Source organism: Actinomyces succiniciruminis, assembly GCF_900002405.1.
GTDB lineage: Bacteria > Actinomycetota > Actinomycetes > Actinomycetales > Actinomycetaceae > Actinomyces > Actinomyces succiniciruminis.
The window spans coordinates 13,618-34,909 of record NZ_LK995501.1 but is presented as its reverse complement, the minus strand read 5'-3'; the positions used below and the strand labels follow the sequence as shown (position 1 = coordinate 34,909).

Here is a 21,292-nt window from a genome sequence, read left to right as displayed (position 1 = left end):
GTGACGTGGCTCACAGCCGATTCTCCGGGAGCGCAAGACGCCCCACGGCGACAGCCTCACGGCAATCAGCGGCGAGAACGCCGCGCCACGGCAGCGACCCCACGCCTCTGCTTAGATCTGTGCCGTGATCCGCAACACCACCCACCCGCATGACCCTCTTGCCGACCTGCTCCCCACGGCGGCGGACGCCGACCGCGCCTGGCTCGTGTGGTACGCGCCGGGCGAGCGAGTGGAACTGACCGGGCGGGTGCTGAACATGTGGCAATGCAAGATCGCTCATCTGCTCGCCGAGGAGGCCCCGGCCGTGGGCGCCGAGGCGTACCCGCTTGTGCAACTGAGCCTGGGGGCGCACTGGCGCACGGTGACCTGGTGCTGCGGCACCTGGCTCGCAGGTGGGACGGTGACCTTCGACGCCCCCGCCGACGTGTCGGTGGCTTTCACCCCGGAGGAGCTGGATGCGGATGCGCAGCTGCAGGTGCTGGTGCCGCGCGCCGCCCTGGCCATGCGCTGGCCGGGCGAACTGCCGCCGCTGGTGCTCGATGGCGTAGCCGATGTCATGGGCTACGCGGACTCCTTCACCGCACCGGCCGTCGATGGCGCCCGCACCGCTTTCCGGGCTGATGCGACGCAAGCCTCGGGCACGCCCGCAGGGATCTCGCGCGCCGCCCTGGTCGCGGGGCTGGCCGAGTCGTCAAACCCGACCGACGCCCCCGGCGCCGCGGAGCACGCCTCCGCAGCCGGGACGCGGCCGCGAGCCGCACTGGTGCGCTCCGACACCGCCCTGGAGGCGATGCGCGGCGTGCTCGCCGCCTGGCGCAACGGGCTGACCGCGGTGCTCGTCTCGCCCGACGCGGACGCCGAGCTCACCCAGACGGCCGCCCGCCAGGAGGGCACCTAACCGCCCAGCCGCCGAGGCAGGTCGAAGCTGCACCGAGACCGGTCATTGCGGCACGGCGCTTCCAGCCGATTACCCCCAAGAGCGCCCGGCGCCACGCCAGAACCGACACCGACTAGGGCACGTCGGCCTGGACGACGGTCCCCTCCCCCTCGACCGCCAGGGTGCGTTCGTCGGCGCCGACGAACAGCGCCTGTCCGCGCACCAGCGGCGCCTGCCCGGCAGGCGTGGTGACCGTCGTACTCCCCTCGGTCGCCAGCACAATCCGCGGCCCTCGGCCGGGCACTTGCACGCGCCCGTCGGAGGGGACCACGGTGGTCACAAGCAGCTCGAAGTCGTCCACGGGCACGTAATAGGCGCGGGTCGCCCGGGACAGGTACTCGGGGGCGGGACGCACCGGGGGCGCCGCCACATAGTCCACACAGGCCAGCATCTCCGGCACGTCCACGTGCTTGGTGGTCAGCCCGGCGCGCAGCACATTGTCGGAGGAGGCCATCACCTCGATGCCCATGCCTGAGATGTAGGCGTGGACGCTGCCCGCGGGCACGAACAGGGCCTCGCCCGGCCGCAGGGTGACGGGGTTGAGCAGCAGCGCCGCGGCCACGCCCGGATCGCCGGGGAAGGACCGCCACATGCTGATCACATTGGAGTCAACCCGCCGCGACGGCGAGTCTCCGGCGGTGAGCCGGGCATCTATCTCCTCCACCAGTTCGGCGATCTCCGCCGGCGCGGGCCGGGTGGAGGCGGAGACGAGGTCGGTGAACACCTGCCGGATCCCGAAGCGGGTCGGATTCAGCCGCAGGGTGCGACGCATGCGCCGAGCCAACGGGGAGCGCAGCTCGGCCAGTACCTCGGCGGCCCGCCGCGGCGCCCGAAAGCCGGCGACCGCCTCGAAGTGGGTCAGCGCCAACACCATCTCCGGCTTGTGGTTGGCGTCCTTGTAGTTACGCATCGGACTATCCAGGGGAACACCGGCCTCGTTCTCCAGCTCGTAGCCCTCGACCGCCTGTTCCAGCGAGGGGTGCACCTGCAGGGAGAGTACGCGGGCGGGAGCGATGAACTTGAGGAGGAAGGGCAGCTTGGGGCCGAAGCGCCGCACCACATCCTCCCCGAGCAGGCGCTGCGGGTCGGAGTCGATGAGTGCGGCCAGGGTGCGGTCACCCACGCGGGTGGGCCCGGCGGGGTGAGCGCCGTACCACTGCTCGGCCCAGGGTTGGCCGTCCTCGTGGATGCCGAGATACTCGGGTATGGCCTCGGGCGAGCCCCAGTCGTAGCGCTGCCGCGCACCGTCAAGACGTTCCATGAAGGCCAACGGTAACGGAAGCTGCGGCCGCCTCCGGTCATGACGCCGGCGACGCCCCGCCCCGGGACTCGCGACGGCTCAGGGCTACACGCTTCCAGCGGCGCTCACGGCTACTCGCTCCCAGCCGCCCCCTCGGCGACCCGCCCCGGGCGGTACCAGGTAAGCCCGGCACTCGTCTTCTTCCGGGCCCCGTCGGACAGTACCGCAAAAACCCGGCCGCCCCAATTGCGACGAAATGGGGTGTGCATGGTCCAGACTGTGCCCATGCGAGGCATCATCCTGGCCGGCGGCTCCGGCACCCGACTGAACCCCATCACCCTGGGCACCTCCAAGCAGCTGGTGCCGGTGTACGACAAGCCGATGATCTACTACCCGCTGAGCACGCTGATGCTCGCCGGCATCCAGGACGTGCTGGTCATCACCACCCCGCACGATGCGCCCAGCTTCCACCGGCTGCTGGGCGACGGCTCCCAGCTGGGCGTGAACCTGTCCTACACGGTGCAGGAGGTTCCCAACGGTCTGGCGCAGGCCTTCGTGCTGGGGGCGGACTTCATCGGCGACCAGCCGGCCGCCCTGGTGCTGGGTGACAACATCTTCTACGGCCCTGGCATGGGCACGCGCCTGCGCCGCCACACCAACCCCGACGGCGGCGTCGTGTACGCCTACCAGGTCGCCGACCCAACGGCCTACGGTGTGGTGGAGTTCGACGCCGACTTCAAGGCCGTGTCCATCGAGGAGAAGCCCACCCGCCCCAAGTCGGACTACGCCGTTCCCGGGCTGTACTTCTACGACAATGATGTGGTTGAGATCGCCAAGAACCTCGCTCCCTCCGCGCGCGGCGAGTACGAGATCACCGACATCAACCGCACCTACCTGAACGCCGGGCGACTGACCGTGGAGGTGCTCCCCCGCGGCACCGCCTGGCTGGACACCGGCACCTTCGACTCGCTGGCCGACGCCACCAGCTTCGTGCGCACGGTCCAGCACCGGCAGGGGCTGAACATCGGCTGCCCGGAGGAGGTCGCCTGGCGCATGGGCTTCATCGACGACGACGGCCTGCGCGAGCGCGCCGAACCGCTGGTCAAGTCCGGCTACGGTCAGTACCTGCTCGGCCTGCTCGAGCGCGAGCGGCGCTGACGGGCCCAGCGGCAAGCCGCCCGCACCCGGACAGTGAGGCCGCGAATGCTCCACCGCAAGAGGCCGAACCGCGCAGGCGAGTCGTTTCCGAGACATCTCAGCCAATTGCTAACGTAGTCGTACAAAAATCTCGCTCAGCAGGAGTTGCCATGCCCACCCAATTCCCCAGCACGCTGGTAATCATGCCGGCATGGAATGAAGAGGACGTGATTGGTGGGACCATTAGCGAACTACGCCGGATCGTCCCGGACTACGACCTGCTCGTCGTCAACGACGGCTCTACCGATCGCACCTCGCAGATCGCCCAAGAGGCCGGAGCTCACGTCCTCGATCTGCCCTATAACCTCGGCGTCGGCGGGGCGATGCGGACCGGATACAAGTTCGCCCGCCGTTTCGGTTACACCAGAGCCATCCAAGTCGACGCGGATGGCCAGCACGATCCTCGTGACATCAATCGGGTACTCGCTGGGCTCGAGCACTCGAACATCTCCATCGGAGCACGTTTCACCAAGACCGGAACATACCGGGTACGCGGGCCAAGGCGCTGGGCGATGGTGATGCTCGCCACCATTATCGGACGGATTGCGCATACCAGGCTAACCGATGTCACCAGCGGCTTCCGTGCGGCGGATGCGATCGCGATCGACCAGTACTGCCTCCACTATCCGGCCGAGTACTTGGGGGACACAATTGACTCGCTGGTCATCGCTGTGCGCTCGGGACTGACCGTGAATCAAGTCGGTGTGGACATGAGGCCTAGACAAGCAGGCGCGCCTTCCAACAATCCCTGGAAGGCTGCCGTATACCTCATCAGAAGCATGTTCGCACTGTTCATCGCGCTGACCCGCCGGCCCATTATCCGAGCGGGGCGTGAGTCGACAACAGCCGCCCAGAAGGGGGAGTGACTATGTCCCAGCTCTTCTACCTCCTCATCGCCGCCCTCGTTGTCGCTTTTGTCTTCACGCTGCTGCGCGGCGGCAAACTGCGAGAAAAATACGCCGCGCTGTGGATTCTCGTGGGAATAGCCATCGTTCTACTGGCGGTGGTCCCCGGACTGCTATCGTCCTTGGCCCACCTCCTCGGATTCGAAGTTCCTTCAAACCTGCTATTCGTACTGGCGATCTTTCTATTGCTGGGGGTTACGCTCCATCACTCACTGGAGATTAGCCGTCTCGAGGACGAGACACGGATTCTGGCGGAAAACATCGCAATCCTCAATCTAATTGTAACCCAGGCGGGTCTGGATCCCCATTTCCCCCGACATCCGCATGCCGGACCCGACACCAAGTAGCGGGCCCTAGAATCAGCATTCATGGGACTCAGCGACCGGCGAGTACTTCACCGACCACCTCGCTGTACTCACGTGCGCGTACCGGCCAAGTCCAGGGATCGATGAGCTCCCGTGATGCGGGAACCGGCGGATTATCCAAGAGTTCCTGGAGAGCCGTCACCAGACAGTCCAGGCTCCGCTCACGACAGATCTTCACCGGCGCCCCCGACTCCCTCAGCAGCTGAGCGCCGGGAACCTCAAACGTAACGACCCGCCCCCTCTCGGCAATTGTCTCCAGTAGGGTGGTCTGAAATCCCTCAGACAGCACCGTAGGGTTGACCAGCGTCGCTCCGCGCAGGGCTGCGCGCGCCTGCTCCTGCGGTACACGACCGCGTATCGCGACCACTCCGTTCAACCCCAGCGTCCTGCACTCCTGACGGGCCTGAGCGAGCTGAGCTCCGTCGCCCAGCAACTCGCCGGTCACGTCCTGCCCTGCCGCTCGCAACGCCGACACCGCCCGCAGGAAGGTGTCCCATCCCTTTCCCGCCACAACTCGGCCCACAAACACCAGGTGGTCAGGCCGGTCCGGAACCGCATCCGTGAAGACTGATGGTGTAATCGCGTTGTAGAACACGTCTGCATGTGGAGCGCCTAGACGTCGAGCGAATGCAGCCGCCTCGGGCGAGACACCGAGCACCCGGTCGGCATGGCGCAGAACATATCGGCCCGCAGTAAGGTCAACGGCGCGGGAGCCCACGGTGATAATGGGGGAAGGAGAGGCGACGAAACCACTCCCGTGCTCGGTGTGAATGACGGGAAGCCCCGCCGCCTGTGCAGCCCGCATCCCTACGAGGCTCATGGGGAAGAAGCGTGTGTGTGTAGAAACGACGTCGACGTGCTCACGCCGCAGGTACTGCGCGATTGCCCGGGCCGTTCCCGGCCCCGGGAAGGAGATGACCTCCGCGATCGGCAGGTGGGCACGGCCCGTCAGAACCTTGACGCCGCCGTCGTTGCGCCTGGAGCGCTCAGACGAGATCGTCAGGACGTGCACCCGGTGTCCCAAGTCGTCCAGCCCCTGAGCGAGGTTGGAGACGTGGGACTCGAGCCCGCCGAGACGAGGCGGATAGGAGTTCGTAACGATAGCGAGGTGCACAAGCGGCCTTTTCTGAAGTGATGGGGGTGACCGGCATTCAGCGTACTACCGACGCGTCGTCGCGTGCGTCTGCGCACCGGCCAGCCGCGCTGAATGCAGGGACAGAAGTAAGAACAGCAGGGCGAGCACGAGCATCGCCCCCGCGTATGACAGGGCCGCTCCCATCAGCGCCCAAATCGGCACCAACAGGCGGCTGAGCACCAGGACGACGACGGCGGCGGCGGCGTAGCCTCCAAAGACCAGAACCTGACGACGCATCGTTGTCAGGGCGTAGTACAGGATGACCGCCACAGCGTTGAAGGCACCACCGGCAACCAATATCATGAGCTCGGGCAGATAAGCCGAGACATCCTGATTGAAGACAAGCTGCAGGATCCACGGCCCCGCCACGAGCGAAACCAACGCCACCAGGACGAACGCCCCGGAAGTGGTCACCAGGCCCCGGCGAACAAGCCTGGCGAACCCCTGTCTGTCACCGCCGACCCAACGGGAGGCAATCGGGGTGAGCAATGGCCGGAACACAAACAGGGAAAGCATATTGATGGCTACTGCCGGCATGTAAATGATAGCGAACACGCCTTGCGCCTGAGAGTCCAGGAACTCCTCAATAGCGTACCTCGGCGCATTGGTCAGATACATCGCTAGGAAAGAGCCGAGGAATAGCGGCAGGCATTCTACGAGCAGGGACCAGATCCGGCTGAAGTCCCAGCATGGTCGCACCGAGAACAGGCGCCGTGCCGCGGGCAGGTACAGCAGAACGAAGGCGATGCTGGACATCACCAACGTCAGAATTGTGGCACTCATCAGGTCATGAGTCACCACCAGGGTCACGACGAAAACACCGGTCGTGGTAGTGATTCGCCAGAAGCAGGCACGGCCTCCTATGTCCAGCCGCCCATTGCGCTGGAACTCGGAGTAGAACACATCCTCAACCGCATCGAATATGCGCAGCATAGCCACCAAGAGGCTCACTAGTCCGTCGCGAGGACTAGCCCCCGCCATGGTCGCCGCTACGATCCCCCCAATCATGAGTACGGTCGTCACGATGCGGGTGGCCAGGTAGTTCCCGAATGCGTAGCGCCCGGAGACGTCGGTTACATGATAGGTGCGAACCTCGTACATGCCCAGGGTTTGGAATTGCTGGCCGACGGCGATCGCCAGGGAATAGACCCCGGCCGCGGCAATTCCGGCGGTGCGAGTAACCGCCGTGAGCATGATCACCAGGGAAAGCGAGCTCATGAGCGAGGCCGCGGTATTCCACACGTAGTCGCGGCCCAACTGCCGCCTGTCGCCACTGACCACGCCTAGTCCTCCGGTGAAGCATAGGGCCCAAAAGTCACCCAGGCTGCCGCATGGTTCACCCGCTCATCCTCCGCCGGCAGTTCCATATAGCTACCATAACCGCGGGTCAGGACGGCATCATACTGGCGAGGCAGCATGACACGAATCCCCTCAAAGGGCACCCGGCGGGCCGGGAAGAGCTCGTCCAGACGCACTGCCCAGTGGCGCGGGTCTGTGGTCGAGTAGTCACCCAGCATCTCGGTGTGGCTTCCCTCGAAGCGTCTCGCGCTGCGCTCCCACCGGCTCTGCAGCAGGCGCGGACTTACGCCGAGCATACGCATCGTCCAGTGGACAACATGCAGCACGCCGGTAGCGAGATGGGTCAGGGGGGCCGGCAGGTCAACCTGCGCGTGCGGGGTTCCTCTCAGGTACAACAGCCTCCCCCACAGCCAGGTACTTCGCCTTTGGCGGCGGTAGGAGGCGCCATCGTCAGGCAAGGAATCGAGCGGGAACAGATCCACTCCAATGGGCATGCGGTAAGGGCGATCCCGCGCCGCCTGCGAAACGAACTCACTGCCCACCAGTCCTAGAACAGCGAAAGTCTGAGGATAGTCGGGATCGGAACGCGGCGAGTGAATCTTGAAGGCCTCGCCCAGCACAGCGGGAGCCTGGTCAAGGAAGCGCTCGTAATCCGGACGGGGCATGCACACATCGGCGTCGTCATCCCAGGGGATGAACCCCCGGTGACGCACGGCACCAATAGCGGTGCCGCCGTAGACGGTGTAGCGGACTCCAAGGTCAATGCACACGCGGTCAAGCTCCTCTAGGACAAGCGTAGTCGCGCGCTGGACTTGGGCGAGCTGCTCCGATGGTTCGTCGCCGCTCATGACCGTCCTTCCTCGAACTCGTCGGCATACGGCCCGAAGTCGACCAGGTGCATCCGGTGATTACGCTGCTGGTCCGGCGGCGGCAGGGCCATGTAGTCGCCGTAACCGCGGCTCAGCAAGGCGTCATAGTTGTGCGGAAGCATTACGGTGATGTCCTCAAAAGGTACGTCGCGGGTGGGGAACAACTCCTCGCGGGTGACTACCCAATTGTAGGGATCGCGCATGGTGAAGTCGGCCATACGTCCCGTGTCCTCGTGCTCGTAAGCGCGTACTGCCTTCTCCCACCGCAGCTGCAGCGCGGCGGGCGAGACTCGAGTCAGCCTCAGGCCCCAGTGCACCAGAGTTGTGAGCGCATAGATCAGGCGGCGACGCACTCCGGTGATGCCGATAAGGTAGGGGCGGGGAGTACCTCGCAGAAACAGCAGGCGGCCCCAAAGCCAACTCCGGCGGCTCATAGAACGCATGGCGCCGTCGTCGTCAGGAATATTATCCACCGGAAGGACGTCGACGAAGAAAGGCATGCGATAGCTCGAGTCCTTATCCGCTTCGGGGATTAAAAGCGTTCCCTTGAGCACCATTTTGGTGAACATAAAAGGGAACTCGGGGACGGTACGGGTGTTGTGCAGCTCGAACTCCCCTCCCATGACGGCGGGGGCCTCGCACAGGAACCGCTCGTAGTCTGCACGCGTGAGCATCACGTCAACGTCGTCGTCCCACGGAATAAATCCCCGGTGGCGAACCGCTCCGATGGCGGTGCCACCGTAGACGGCGTACTGGATCCCCAACTCGCGGCACACACGATCGAACTCGCCTAGCAAACGGGTGAGCAGCACGTGGATGTGGTCAAGCTGCCGCTGGTCAGCCGCGTGAGAAGGCATTGGCATCTCCCGTCTGATCTGGGCCGTCATCAGTTGGCAAGTCAGGGCAGGCCGCATCGCGTCCAGCCCCCGGGAAGGTCACCAGCGTACGCCAGTCCGGCGTAGCCGCCAGTACCGTTCCAACCAGCAGGACGAGGCACCCCGCGATCTGCAGCGGCGTGGGCACGGACCCTTGGAGCAGAAAGGCGAACAGTACCGCCCATGCCGAATACGAGATATTCAGAGCCATGCCTCGCGACGCCCCGATTGTGCCGATGGCCTTGTAGTAGAACAAGTATGAGAACGCACCCGCAATTCCGGCAAGCGCAACGACCGAGGCGGCCCGCGTTGCCACAGACGCCAAGGTGAAACCAAGGATCCCGGACAACGGTGCAACCACTAGCAAATAGACCAGTGAGGACGTGGTCTCGCGAATCTGCAGCGCAGTCTCGTTGTCAACCGTGTCATCACGCATGCCCCAGGCCAACAGCACGGCCTCAGAGCCCCAGCCCAACACGCACGCGAGCGCGGCAAGAACACCGACCGGCGCTGAGCCGGGAACATCGAACTCCGTGGAGGACCATCCGATAAGTACCACTGCCGCCAGTGCCACCACCAGCGCCACCACCTGTCGCGGTCTCATACGCTCGCCGAGCAGAATCGCGGCCAGCAGGGTGCCCACGGCGGGATAGAACGTGGAGATGATCGCGGTGTAGGCAGGACCGATGTTATCAATCGCAATCAGGTAGCCGGTCATTCCGAAGGGACCACCCAGGAGCGCCCCAAGCATGACAATCTTACCGCTACGAGTGCGCAGGGCCGCCGCGGTATCGTGCAGCCGACCCCGCGCTGCCATATATAGCGCAAGCACAATAGCGCACGTGGTGTCGTGCAGAACGGCGCCGGTTAGCGTCGCGTTCCCAACGCCGAGAAACGGCACCAGTACCAGGGCCATACCGAGAACAACGGTGTCGAGGCCCCACAGCGCCCCGCTGATCACCCCGTACCTCATGCCACCGCTCCCGCCGACAGGCGCGGCGCCGGCGCGCTCAACAACGGAGTGTCTGTCTCATAGGAGGCCAACAGCGCATCAACGTAGTCGACGGCATGGCGGTAGTAGATGAACAGCCACTCCCCCACTTCATCCCCCTCCGCTTCCTTCGCCAACGCCCATACATACCAGCACCAGCCGGCGAAAACGACGTGTGCCCAGAAGTGACGTCGCTCAACGGGAGTGGGCTCGCCCTCGAAATAGGCGAATAGCGCTTCCTCAGCCTGCTCACCGCTCAGCTGGGCGCACACGACCATGGTTCCGAAGTCGCTAGCAACATCGGACATACCGGCATACTCCCAGTCGATAAGATCGATGTGCCCGTGCTCATCAACGAGGAAGTTCAGCGGAAAGAAGTCATTGTGGCTGGGCCCGACCGGGAAGCCGTCGGCATCGGCATAGCGGCTAAGCCGAAGGATCTTCTCCCGCAGCTCGCCATATCCGGGCACATCGACGGGACCGTTGGCGGTAAGTAGGCGCTCGTAGCGCAGCCCCTCCTCCACGAAACCGAAGCTGCGCGCGAGCACTCGGTCGCTGTTGTGAAGACTGCGCGCCATGGACATCGCCCGCGCCAACTCACCAGGACGGTTCACGTCTAGATTACGACAGTGGGGGATGAAACGGGATATCTTCCACCCCTTGTCTGGGTCGCCCGCGAGAAATGTCCGGTCAATGCCGAGCTCCCGGGCCAGGAACAGAGCATCAAACTCAGCTTGCCGATCAACGATCTGGTCCGTGCCGACGCCTGGATGACGGTACACGTATTCCTGGCCGCCGGCGCTGAAGTGGCACGAGAGGTTCGTGATGCCCTGCTTGAGCGGATAGAAGTCGACTATCTCTGCCTTTGGCACGCCCAAAGCCGAGGCAATATTGTCGAACACCTCCGAGTCCACATTCTCCATGAACAACGGATCGAAAGAACGGATCTCGTCAACCGAGTCGAACTCATTGATGACGCCAGCCGGGTAGCGGCGCACTCGCATGTCAAGGTCGCTGACGTGGTCGAGGTAAATCGCTTCCCACAGCTTTGCGGCGGTCTCCGGCAGGTGGTACACCTCTTCAAGGATCTGGCGGAACGCTGCCGAGAAGGTCCGGTCGAAGTAGACGTGACCGAGCATCGTCCAGGCGTCGGCACCGCCCATAGTCGCGCCGGTAATGCGATCACCTGCGCCCACGGTTATACACCACTCGTCGGTGCTGCCCTCAGCATACTGGGCCGAGTAGTAGGCGTGATGGACGTGCGACTCGAAGGGGTTAACGGTGAAGTAGTCATCCGAGGAACACACGTAGGTGTTGTCGAGCCGGTCGCGTACGCGCCACAAAGAACCGTTGTTGTTACGCGTGGCGTACTCATCGTTGACGACGATTCGGACGCCGTACTTCTCCGCCAGGTAGAAGAAGTACTCCTTCTTGTATCCGACAACGACGGTGATGTCGCTTATTCCGGCTTCAAGCAGCTGTTCAATTTGCCGCTCGATGAGCACCTCCCCACGGACCCGCAGGGTTCCCTTGGGACGCTCGTAGGAAATCGGAGCGAACCGCTCGGAGAGCCCAGCAGCGAGTACGACGGCGTTGGTCACGCGGTACGGTTCCAACGCGGCTGCACCCGCGTCAGTCAGGGAGCGGTCCGCCAGCAGCCCGAGTGCCTCACACTCGCGCACCGCAGCGTTGGCGCTGCCCAACGACATGCCGGTCGCCGCCTGGACCTGCCGCTGAGTCAGCGGCTCTCCGGCGCGCAAGTACGCGTAGAGCACATCGAACTGCGACCGTTTCAAAGAAAGGGTCCCCTTATCTGGAGAAGTCACAGGCAACACCATCCGTTCATCAGCTTTCAATCATGGCTAGCGTTCGAAAGCATACACACGCCACCCAGTTTTGAACAAACGCCGCCGGCGTTTCCCACGGCGATGGCCCACACCGCCCACCTCCAGGTCACGCGGCAGCAGGCGACTCGGCCGTCGGGGCCGCGGAGGCAGTGTGAGTCTCGCGCTCAACCGGCCGTGACCTGCCGCCGCCTACCAACCACACCAGCATCGTGGAGGCCAAGAGGGTACAGGCCGTGACCAATGCCCACAGCTGCATCGGGGAGATAGGAATGTTCCACCACCACTGGACGCCGACATCAAGGTTAAAGGGCACACGATTGATGTCTTCAATGCCTTGCGTATACCGGAGCAGTAGTCGATGAACCGCAGCGGAACTCACCGCAGTGGACACAACGACGACCAGCATCGCCTGCGTACGAGTCATCATCGTACGCGAGTCGTCGGTGAGGAAAAGCACGAGGTAGAACACCGCCAGCAACGGCAGCACATAGCGGGGCTGAACCATGACATAGACATTCGGCAAGCCATTGAGAATCGCATACACAACGGGCATTCCCGCCAGCGCCCCGAGAATAACTCCCGCCGACAACAGCTTACGCCAGGTCATCACCCGGACTCCCATGAACAGCGCGATACCGGCGAGGCTCAGCGCGCCAATGGTGATCACGCCGTCCATGGGGACATCCCACCAACCTCCACCCCAGCGGCGCCCGTACATACCCGCCAGGAACTGAGGCACACCCTGAACGATCTCGAACAGCCGGGTACGAGTCATTGGCGGAGGCTGAGCCCCCTCACCGGAGGCGTAGCCGCCCTGCCCCGTGCTCCGCATCACCCAAACTCCAGCAAAGCCAACAACAGCCGCGACCAGCGCATGGACACGGATCTGCCGCCGCCAACGCACCCCCAGAAGCAGCGCCAGGGAGACCACGAAGAGGAAGAAGGCCGCGTCGCCACGGGACATGCAGGCGAGCACGCTCCCAACGACGCCCAGCCCCAGCAGCAGCCACTGGCGCTTACCTTCAGCCCTGAGCGACATGAATAAGCCGGAGGCGTAGGCAAGCACCCCAGTCAGCGCCCACGAACTGGGATTATTGGAAGCTACGAAATATACGCCCATTGGAATCCAGGCGAATCCGACCGCGGCAATGTAGCCGGCACGCAGTGCGGGTGGCGACAGCAGCGCAATCGTTCCCAACAGAGCCACTGCGATGAGTACGTTGACAACACGCATTAAGATCACCGAGCGGGTGACGTCGCTACCGACGAGGGCGTGATGGAAACGGTAGTAACCCACCGGATAGTTCCCGTCGTCATAACGAGCCGTATAGGCGGTCGTCTCGTCCGAATAGGACATCCGGCAAGCAGCAGATGTCTCCGGGTGCTTCTTATAGCAGAGCGAATCATCATCGATGGTCTGCGGCACCAGGACCTGCGTAACGTTGTCGATCGTCTTGGTCTGACAAGACTCCGCCACCGGACGCGGACACCATATGCTTCCCAGATGGTAGTCATCGTCGGGAGAGCCGCCCAATGGGGAGCACAGCACCCAGCCGACCCCGACGACGAGCAAAAGCAGCATGGTCAGCGCGGCCCCGAGGCGCCTGCGGCTTCCAAGGGGCCACCGCGATCGTCCCGCCTGGCTCGACCCGGTTGCTGCATCCATTGATTATTCTCCTCGTTGCTCGACGCGATGCCCGCACCCCAAGCCGACCGGAGAGGAGTGGAACGCCGGCGCTGTCGCACCCCGCCATGCAGGAGTTGCGCATGCCGCAGCAGCACGCAGTCTCGTCAACACGACCGAGAAGATCTCGCAAACAGTCGCCGGAAGCTCGCGCCAGGGAATGCTAGCAGGTATTGAGGCGGCTATGGAGACTCTGTTTGTTTCCTGGGTTGCCTGGAGTGAAGCCAACCACCCGGGCTTAGCGGCATTGGCTGGGTGGGCCTATCCAGGTTGCTGCCAGTGAGGTACCCCTGCCATGGCGCGTGAACGTGCGGTTTCCTCGACCGAGAGACGGCATTTGCCCAGCCGGGAGGGACGGGATGCCCTACAGGTCTAGGCTAGGTGGGTCGACGGCTTGCGGCGCTCGCCGTCAGCCCGGCACCGTAGTGCGAACCAGATGGAGAACCATGACTGACACGGCCGACACCCCCGACCGCACCGACGGCATCGAGCTGCTCAAGCCGCTCGGTGTTGAGACCACCCCGATTCCCGGCTTCCTGCGCATCGATCTGACCGTGCACGGCGACAACCGGGGCTGGTTCAAGGAGAACTGGCAGCGGGAGAAGATGACGGCCCTGGGGCTGCCGGACTTCGGCCCGGTGCAGAACAACATCTCCTTCAACGACGAGGTCGGGGTGACCCGCGGCATCCACGCCGAGCCGTGGGACAAGTTCGTGTCGGTGGCCACCGGGCGCGTCTTCGGTGCTTGGGTGGACCTACGTGAGGGGCCGTCCTTCGGCACCGTGTACACCACCGAGATCGACCCGTCGGTGGCCGTGTTCGTGCCCAAGGGTGTGGGCAACGCCTACCAGACGCTGGAGCCGAACACCGCCTACACCTACCTGGTCAACGATCACTGGTCGCCCGACGCCCAGTACACCTTCTTGAACCTGGCCGATGAGACCGTCGCCGTGCCGTGGCCTATTCCGCTGGAGCAGGCGATCCAGTCCGACAAGGACCGCGCTCACCCGCGCCTGGCGGACGTCGTCCCCTTCGCAGCCACCGACGCCACCGCGGATGGCAGGCGCGTGCTGGTCACCGGCTGCAAGGGGCAGCTCGGCCGCGAGCTCATGAAGCAGCTGCCCGCGGCCGGCTTCAGCCCCACCGGCGTGGATCTGCCGGAGGTGGACATCTCCGACGCCGACGCCATGGCCGCCTGGGACTGGTCCGCTTACGACATCATCATCAACGCCGCCGCCTGGACGAACGTCGACGGCGCCGAGACCCCCGAGGGACGGCCCCTGTCCTGGCGCGCCAACGCCACCGGCCCGGCAAACCTGGCCCGGGAGGCGGCCCGCCACGATCTGACCCTGGTGCACATCTCCAGCGAGTACACCTTCGACGGCACGCTTGAGCCGCACACGGAGGATGAGTCCCCCAGCCCGCTGGGTGTGTACGGCCAGTCGAAGGCGGGCGGCGACGCCGCCGTCGAAGCGGCCCCCAACCACTACCTGGTGCGCACCTCCTGGGTGGTGGGTGACGGCAAGAACTTCGCCAAGACCATGGCCTCCCTGGCCGCGCGCGGCATCGCCCCGAAGGTGGTGGACGACCAGACCGGCCGACTCACCTTCACCACCGACCTGGCGGCCGGCATCATCCACCTGCTGCGCACCGGCGCCGAGTTCGGCACCTACAACCTGTCCGGTGAGGGGCCGGTGGTGTCCTGGTGCGACGTCGCCAAGCGAGTCTTCGAACTGGTGGGCCACAGCGCCGAGGAGGTCACGCCGGTGACGACCGCCGAGTACTACGCCGGGCAGGAGGGCATCGCCCCGCGTCCGCTTCGCAGCGCTCTGGACCTGAGCAAGATCGAGGCAACCGGCTTCACGCCGGGCAACTCCATGGAGCGTCTGGACGCCTACGTGCCCACCATCGAACTGTGAGTTCGTGAACGCTAGCGGGGTGCGCCTCATGGGGACGTGACCCACCCCCCACCCCTGTGGGCAACGAGTCCGAAAATGTGGCCATCTCTGCGACGCGACACACGCCAACTCCTTGCCTAGTCCGTTAGCCTTCCCACATGCGTATTTCGGTAATTGGTTGTGGATACCTGGGCGCTGTGCACGCGGCCTCGATGGCCGAGTTGGGCCATACGGTGGTGGGGGTCGACGTCGACGCCCGCAAGGTCGAGCTGCTGTCCCAGGGCAAGGCCCCCTTCTTCGAGCCCGATTTCGAGGATGTCCTGCGCCGCAACGTGGATGCCGGGCGGCTGACCTTCACCACCGACTACGCGGCAATCGCCGGCGCGCAGGTGCACTTCATCGGCGTGGGCACGCCCCAGTCGGAGACCGGTGCCGCGAACCTCACCTACGTGAACGCTGCCATCGAGGGCATGCTGCCGCACCTGGGCCAGTGCACCGACGGACCGGAGGTCGTCGCCGGCAAGTCCACTGTCCCGGTGGGCACCGCCGCCCGCCTGGCCGAGCAGGTCGCCCCCACCGGCGTGACGCTGGTGTGGAATCCGGAGTTCCTGCGCGAGGGATTCGCGGTCAAGGACACGCTGGACCCCGACCGCATGGTTTACGGGCTGCCCGACGACGAGCGGGCCGCGGCGGACGCGCAGGCGGTCCTGGACGAGCTGTACCGGCCGATTATCGAGGCGGGCAAGCCCCGGCTGGTGATGGATTACCAGACCGCGGAGCTGGTGAAGATCTCCGCCAACGCCTTCCTGGCCACCAAGATCTCCTTCATCAACGCCATGGCGCAGATCTGCGACGCCGCCGGGGCCGACGTGACCGCGCTGGCCGGCGCCATCGGCCTGGACGACCGCATCGGCAAGCGGTTCCTGCGCGCCGGTATCGGCTTTGGCGGAGGCTGCCTGCCGAAGGACATTCGCGCCTTCCAGGCGCGCGCCAACGAGCTGGGCGTCGGCGAGTCGCTCGGCTTCCTGGCCGAGGTGGACAAGGTCAACGACGCCGTACGTCACTCCGTGGTGGACACCGCCCGTGGGCTGCTGGGTGAGGACCTGGCTGGGAAGCGGGTGGCGATCCTCGGCGCGGCCTTCAAGCCGGACAGCGATGACATGCGTAACTCCCCCGCACTCGACCTGGCTAAGGAGTTCGTCGGCCTATCCGCCTCCGTGGTGGTCATGGATCCGGCAGCCGGCCCCATCCTGGCCGACCGCGAGGGCCTGCCCTATCAGGTTGCGGACTCCATCGAGGCGGCACTGACCGGCGCGGACGTGGTTGTGCTGGGAACCGAGTGGAAGCAGTTCACCACCTTCGACCCCGCCAAGGCCGCCGAGCTGGTGGCCCGCCGCATCGTCATCGACGGCCGCAACGCGCTGCCGCGTGAGGACTGGAAGGCCGCCGGCTTCACCTACGCGGGCATCGGCCGGCGCTAGCCGTACAAACCGTGACAACGGCCCGAAAACCGGTCAGCAGTTGACTGGTTTTCGGGCCGTTGGCGTTGCCCCTACAGCCGGATGATCAGATCCAAACAGCGTCGCGCAGCGCTAGCAAGAAAGTTCGCCCAAAACGCGTAGTCGGCTCCAAAACGGCGCTCTCCGCCCACTCGTTCCAGGCGTTGATGAACACCACGCGGTGCTCCGGCTCCCGAGACATCACCGAGTCGATCAGTCCTGCCACCCAGCGACGGAAGGTGTACGGGTTCGAGCCGTACCAGGTGTCCGCAGTCCACTGGCGGCGTGCCGTGTTGTCGAATGCGACCATGGCTCCCGGATACTCGCTGTCATCCAGTGTGCCGGACATGGCCAACGAGGCCTTGACGGTCTCCTGGTAGCTCATGAAGTTCCCGCGCCAACGCGAGTCGAGGCCGACCTCTGTAGCCGGACCGGCGACCCAGGGCAGGTTGTGCGGGGGGAACTGGAGCGTGCCGTCGATGCCAGTTTCACCGCCGAGAGCCTGGATGCCGTCGAACTCCTCCGCTACCGCGACGGCGAGCACGTACAGCTCGCCGACGCCCGCCTCACGGGCCTTCTGGCGCCAGGTCGCGACCACGTCCGGGAAGTTCGACATCTGTGCCGGGCGGTAAACGGCTAGGACGGCCTTGCCGTCTATACGCATGTAGCGCGGGTCAAGGAGGAACTCCATGACGTCGTCGATGAAGGTCTCAGCCGGGACCTTCGTGTAGTCCTGGCCGACGAGAATATCCGCGGCCCTGCCGTCCCAGCGACGGGTCCAGTTCTCGTTGGCCCACATGATGCAGTAGGGCTGATCGAGATCGGATGCGTGCAACCGCTCGATCGGAACGTTCAGCAGTCTCTCGCCGGAGAACCAGTAGTAGTAGTACATGAAGCCGGCAATACCGTGTTCACGCGCCAGTACGGCCTGCTTACGGCGGACCTCATCGTTAGCGAGGTCGTAGAAACCGAGCTCGGTCGGCAGCTTCGGTTGGTAGTGCCCCCGGTATCCCGGGATCGCGGCGGTGACATTCGACCACTCGGTGAATCCCTGCCCCCACCAGCGGTTGTTCTGCGGAGAATCGTGGAACTGCGGCAGGTAGAAGGGGATCAGCTGGGCCCGGGCATACCGGTCTGCTCCGCGTTCGAACCGCGCATAGGCATCAGCCGCGCCCGCGCCCTGCTTGCCGAGTTCGGCCACCTCGGCCATTCGCAGGCCCGCCTCCTCGGTCAGGATGCCCAGTAGGCGCTCAACGGCGTGAGCCGTGGTGGCGTCGACCTGCCCGTTCTCCTCATCAAAGTCTGCGTGCTGCAGGTTCAAGGCGCGCAGCCCCTGCAGTACGAAGCCACGGATCCAGTACATGGAGCCGGAGGCGAAGCGCAGGGCGTCAGGATCGTCCAGTGACAACTCCAGCCGGCGCAGCAACTGCTCGACGATGTGCTGGTCCCCGCCCCAGAACTCGGGTCCAACCACGCAATCGTCGGCTGTGACCAGGCCGAGGGAGGAGTCCGAGGCGAACGCGTTGAGGATCTCCTTCACCCGCTGCTCCGAGCCGAGCAGGTCGGCCAGCAGCTGGTCCTTCCAACCGGCGCCGTCGCCGGCGAGCTCCGCATGCTCCTCCCGCCAAGGGCTTCGCTTCGTATGCACCTTCAGCACGATGTCGTACGGGTCGAGGAAGCCGGCATTGATCAGCTGCACGGTTGGGAAGATGTCCCGCCCGTGGTTGGCCACCTCCACGACGGATACATGTCCCAGATGCGGCAGCCGCTCCCGCGGAACCGTGAGCTCCCGTCCGGAGGCGTTGGTGACGAACAGGTCGAAGTCGACGGGAATGACCTGCAGGTGCTCGAACAGCTCATCCATCAGCTCCGGGTAGAAGCAGTGAATCACCACGGCGACCCGCGCCGGGTCGTCGTTGACCAGTGAGTCGTCCACCCGCCAGTGGTCCGGAAACCCGGAGTTCTGGCGTCCTCCCAACCGCGAGACGTACTCGTTGAAGTCCGCGCAGTGCTTGCTCTGATAGCCGTGGATGCTGCCGCTGACGACCAGGTTGGCGACGGCGTTGCGCCCCCTGGCGGCGAAGTAGCTGGCTCGTCGTACGAGCCCGGTCTTGGTGACTTTGGTCATCACAGGTCCTTACCACTCGTTGACGTCGGTTCCGAACCGCCGCCGAATGTACTGAGCCGCCTCGGCCGCTTCAGCCTCGGTAGACGGATGGGTCATGATGGTGCGCTTGAGAAACGGCACGCCGGACTCGATCAGGTTCTTCCAGCCATCGACAGTGGGGTTTCCGTAGGGCACTCCCAACTCCGGACCGGTCACCCACACCTCGCTCGAGTAGCACTCGGCGAAGGCCAGACGGGACACGCCGATCTCATACGACATGACCACGTCGTCCTTGCCGGGCTCCACGCGGACGGCGTTGAAGAAGTCCCGCCACGGATGATCGGCCAGTATCCCGCCTCTGAAGGACAGGAAGAAGCTCTGAATATGGTGGGCGAACTGGAACGACGCGGTCAGGCCGCGAATGTCGGGGCCGGGCGCGGCGGCCCACTCCAGCAGTTCGTCGATCGGAGCGAACGGGCCCAGCAGGGAGTCGTTGGTGAGCAGCACCGTCCCCGCGTTGCGCAGTTCCGGGAAGCAACCCAGGGCGGTGGCCCATGATCCGAAGTCATAGCCGAGGTTCGGGCGCCGGATGATCATCGTGTCGTTCGGAATCCCCGCCGGGAACTCCAGCGGCTCGGCGGACTCGCAGGTCGAGATCACCACGGTCGCGTAACCCGCCGCATCCAGACGCATCAGGTATTCGGAGAGCGACTTGGGTTGGAGCGGGCCGACGGAGAACTGGGCGACAAGCGCCACCCGATCAGGGCCCACGACCGTGGCGGGCCTGCCGCGTTCGATGTGCACGCGCCCTCTTGACACCTCCGACACCAGAGGACCGCGTCCCTTCAGCCGTGGGCGCCTCACCTCAGGACTCCCCGCAGACGGGTCTTGAATGCACGCACCGGCGCGGTGACCCGCCACGATGAGGAGTGGCGCAGTACGTCGATCTGCTCCCATGCACCGCTGATGACCCTGTTGGCACGCCGCAACTCCTTCTCAAGCTCCTCGTTGCGCATGGAGAGCTCGGCCATCTCGTGCTTCATCTTGTGCAGGGTGGCACGAAGCTGCCGGATCTCCTCCTCGCAGTCGCGCGCTGCGGAGTCCGGACCCGCGCCAAGCGGCACTTCTGGTTCATTGGCGGATGTACTCATTGTTGTCCTTCCCCGGGGGCGGGAAACCCCGGACGCTTACTCCAGTGCCCCGGCACCAGCGTGACCAGTCCGGGTTCGTCCATGGTCCTGTCGGCACGGACAATGAGTTCGGTACGTCGGTCGGACAGGTCGAAGATCTGTCCATCCCTGACGAAGCACGTGGTCAGCCACAGCCTTCCGGGCTGGAACACCACCTGATCGATCTTATAGTCGATGAAGGAATCGCCTGCACGGAGTGAGTACAGCGTGCCCGCGGCCTTGGAGTTGGGGCCGGCAATCGTCACGCCCCCGTCGGTCGAGAATCCGAGTCCCAGCTCAACATCATGCAGGTCCTTCTTGGCGTTCACGTGCACGCGCACGGTCAGGGGCCTGCCGTACGTGGCGAACGCGACCTCTTGGAGGTCATCGTCCAGCAGTTGCACACCGGTCATCCGGCAGTCGCCGTTGCCCTGGTTCAGCTTGTACTGGTCGTCCTCGGGGAACTCCTCCTCCGGCTGCTCCTGCGCCCGTTGGCGGGCCTCCTTCTCATTGACGGAGGTCAGGTAGGCGGAGACGACCTCGTCGGCATCGCCGACCATCTGCACCTTGCCGTGGTCGAGCCAGACGACTTCATCACACATCTCGGTGGCGAGCGACAGCGAGTGGGTCACCAGCACGATCGTGGTGCCGCGGTCACGCAACTGCCGCATCAGATCAAAGCACTTGCGCTGAAACTCCTCGTCCCCGACGGCGATGATCTCGTCAACCACCAGGATCTCCGGCTCGATAGCCACGGCCGCGGCGAATCCCAGTCGAACCGTCATTCCGGAGGAGTAGACCTTGACGGGCTCGTCGATGAAGTCGCCGATGTCCGCGAAGTTGATGATCCAGTCGATGGACTCTTCGATCTGCTTCTTGGTGCGTCCGAGGATGGCCCCGTTGAGGTAGATGTTCTCTCGCCCCGTGAGCTCACCGTGGAAGCCGGCACCCACCTCCAGCAGCGCGTCGACCTTGCTGGCGACCATGACCTCGCCCTCGTTGGGCCGGTACACGCCGGCGAGGATCTTGAGCATGGTGGACTTACCGGATCCGTTGTGCCCAACGAGCCCGAACGTAATGCCCTTCTTCACGGCGAAGCTGACATTGTCCAGGGCGTGGAATACGTGGGTGTCACGAGACCGTCCGCGCACGAAGCGCTCCTTGAGAGAGTCGCGCCGGTCCGCGTGCAGCGTGAAGTGTTTGGAAACGTCACGCACCTCAATGGCGAAGTCATCGCCTGCGTCGGCGACGACCGGAGCAGCCGTAGTGTTCATG

18 protein-coding genes are annotated in these 21,292 nt (G+C 64.8%); 6 read left to right on the top strand and 12 right to left on the bottom strand.

Going from position 1 to position 21,292, the window contains the following annotated elements:
• The first annotated feature begins 124 nt into the window (after nucleotides 1-124).
• Nucleotides 125-898, top strand: a complete 774-nt coding sequence (locus BN1056_RS07805) for a TIGR03089 family protein (RefSeq protein ID WP_244671581.1) — start codon at nucleotides 125-127, stop codon at nucleotides 896-898.
• A 112-nt stretch (nucleotides 899-1,010) separates the two neighbouring features.
• Here BN1056_RS07805 and manA read toward each other — a convergent pair whose 3' ends face one another.
• Nucleotides 1,011-2,198 (bottom strand): mannose-6-phosphate isomerase, class I, encoded by a 1,188-nt coding sequence (gene manA / locus BN1056_RS07800; RefSeq protein WP_210580210.1) that lies wholly within the window; start codon nucleotides 2,196-2,198, stop codon nucleotides 1,011-1,013.
• 264 nt (nucleotides 2,199-2,462) lie between these two features.
• Here manA and rfbA point away from each other — a divergent pair, with 264 nt between their 5' ends.
• The 3 genes from rfbA (at nucleotide 2,463) to BN1056_RS07785 (ending at nucleotide 4,626) form a co-directional block, all read left to right on the top strand.
• Nucleotides 2,463-3,335 (top strand): glucose-1-phosphate thymidylyltransferase RfbA, encoded by an 873-nt coding sequence (gene rfbA / locus BN1056_RS07795; protein ID WP_210580208.1) that lies wholly within the window; start codon nucleotides 2,463-2,465, stop codon nucleotides 3,333-3,335.
• Between the two features lie 149 nt (nucleotides 3,336-3,484).
• The gene (locus BN1056_RS07790) at nucleotides 3,485-4,240 is read left to right on the top strand and encodes a glycosyltransferase family 2 protein (RefSeq protein WP_073327155.1); all 756 of its coding nucleotides are present in this window, start codon (nucleotides 3,485-3,487) and stop codon (nucleotides 4,238-4,240) included.
• 2 nt (nucleotides 4,241-4,242) lie between these two features.
• Nucleotides 4,243-4,626 carry a DUF2304 domain-containing protein gene (locus BN1056_RS07785; protein ID WP_108966623.1) on the top strand — a complete coding sequence of 128 codons (384 nt, stop codon included), beginning with the start codon at nucleotides 4,243-4,245 and terminating at the stop codon, nucleotides 4,624-4,626.
• 28 nt (nucleotides 4,627-4,654) lie between these two features.
• Here BN1056_RS07785 and BN1056_RS07780 read toward each other — a convergent pair whose 3' ends face one another.
• From BN1056_RS07780 to BN1056_RS07750, 7 genes are all read right to left on the bottom strand, one after another.
• Entirely contained in the window at nucleotides 4,655-5,758 is a 1,104-nt protein-coding gene (locus BN1056_RS07780) for a glycosyltransferase family 4 protein (protein ID WP_111819687.1), read from the bottom strand.
• Between the two features lie 45 nt (nucleotides 5,759-5,803).
• Nucleotides 5,804-7,060, bottom strand: coding sequence for a lipopolysaccharide biosynthesis protein (locus BN1056_RS07775; protein WP_210580205.1), 1,257 nt, complete (start codon nucleotides 7,058-7,060; stop codon nucleotides 5,804-5,806).
• Between the two features lie 2 nt (nucleotides 7,061-7,062).
• Nucleotides 7,063-7,926 (bottom strand): LicD family protein, encoded by an 864-nt coding sequence (locus BN1056_RS07770; RefSeq protein WP_073327160.1) that lies wholly within the window; start codon nucleotides 7,924-7,926, stop codon nucleotides 7,063-7,065.
• A complete protein-coding gene (locus BN1056_RS07765) occupies nucleotides 7,923-8,804 on the bottom strand; it encodes a LicD family protein (RefSeq protein WP_073327161.1) in 882 nt (293 codons plus the stop codon). Before BN1056_RS07765 ends, BN1056_RS07770 begins: the two co-directional genes overlap by 4 nt.
• Complete coding sequence (locus tag BN1056_RS07760) at nucleotides 8,785-9,795, bottom strand: DMT family transporter (RefSeq protein WP_210580203.1); 1,011 nt, start codon at nucleotides 9,793-9,795, stop codon at nucleotides 8,785-8,787. Before BN1056_RS07760 ends, BN1056_RS07765 begins: the two co-directional genes overlap by 20 nt.
• Entirely contained in the window at nucleotides 9,792-11,651 is a 1,860-nt protein-coding gene (locus tag BN1056_RS07755; RefSeq protein WP_111819685.1) for a phosphotransferase, read from the bottom strand. The genes BN1056_RS07760 and BN1056_RS07755 overlap by 4 nt, the downstream gene beginning before the upstream one ends.
• 115 nt (nucleotides 11,652-11,766) lie before the next feature.
• On the bottom strand, nucleotides 11,767-13,326 hold the full coding sequence (locus BN1056_RS07750) for a DUF2142 domain-containing protein (protein ID WP_210580201.1): 1,560 nt from the start codon (nucleotides 13,324-13,326) through the stop codon (nucleotides 11,767-11,769).
• A 464-nt stretch (nucleotides 13,327-13,790) separates the two neighbouring features.
• Here BN1056_RS07750 and BN1056_RS07745 point away from each other — a divergent pair, with 464 nt between their 5' ends.
• Together BN1056_RS07745 and BN1056_RS07740 are read left to right on the top strand one after the other, a co-directional pair.
• Nucleotides 13,791-15,263: a sugar nucleotide-binding protein gene (locus tag BN1056_RS07745; RefSeq protein ID WP_210580199.1), complete on the top strand. Its 1,473-nt coding sequence runs from the start codon at nucleotides 13,791-13,793 to the stop codon at nucleotides 15,261-15,263.
• A gap of 137 nt (nucleotides 15,264-15,400) precedes the next feature.
• Complete coding sequence (locus BN1056_RS07740; protein ID WP_210580197.1) at nucleotides 15,401-16,723, top strand: UDP-glucose dehydrogenase family protein; 1,323 nt, start codon at nucleotides 15,401-15,403, stop codon at nucleotides 16,721-16,723.
• 85 nt (nucleotides 16,724-16,808) lie between these two features.
• Here BN1056_RS07740 and BN1056_RS07735 read toward each other — a convergent pair whose 3' ends face one another.
• From BN1056_RS07735 to BN1056_RS07720, 4 genes are read right to left on the bottom strand one after another with little or no spacing between them, the layout of a single operon-like run.
• Nucleotides 16,809-18,869: a glycoside hydrolase family 99-like domain-containing protein gene (locus tag BN1056_RS07735; RefSeq protein WP_210580195.1), complete on the bottom strand. Its 2,061-nt coding sequence runs from the start codon at nucleotides 18,867-18,869 to the stop codon at nucleotides 16,809-16,811.
• A 9-nt stretch (nucleotides 18,870-18,878) separates the two neighbouring features.
• Nucleotides 18,879-19,652, bottom strand: coding sequence for a rhamnan synthesis F family protein (locus tag BN1056_RS07730; RefSeq protein WP_244671580.1), 774 nt, complete (start codon nucleotides 19,650-19,652; stop codon nucleotides 18,879-18,881).
• Nucleotides 19,653-19,708: 56 nt separating this feature from the next.
• Nucleotides 19,709-19,999, bottom strand: a complete 291-nt coding sequence (locus BN1056_RS07725; RefSeq protein ID WP_210580217.1) for a methyltransferase — start codon at nucleotides 19,997-19,999, stop codon at nucleotides 19,709-19,711.
• Complete coding sequence (locus tag BN1056_RS07720; RefSeq protein WP_210580193.1) at nucleotides 19,996-21,291, bottom strand: ABC transporter ATP-binding protein; 1,296 nt, start codon at nucleotides 21,289-21,291, stop codon at nucleotides 19,996-19,998. The genes BN1056_RS07725 and BN1056_RS07720 overlap by 4 nt, the downstream gene beginning before the upstream one ends.
• Nucleotide 21,292: the final 1 nt, after the last annotated feature.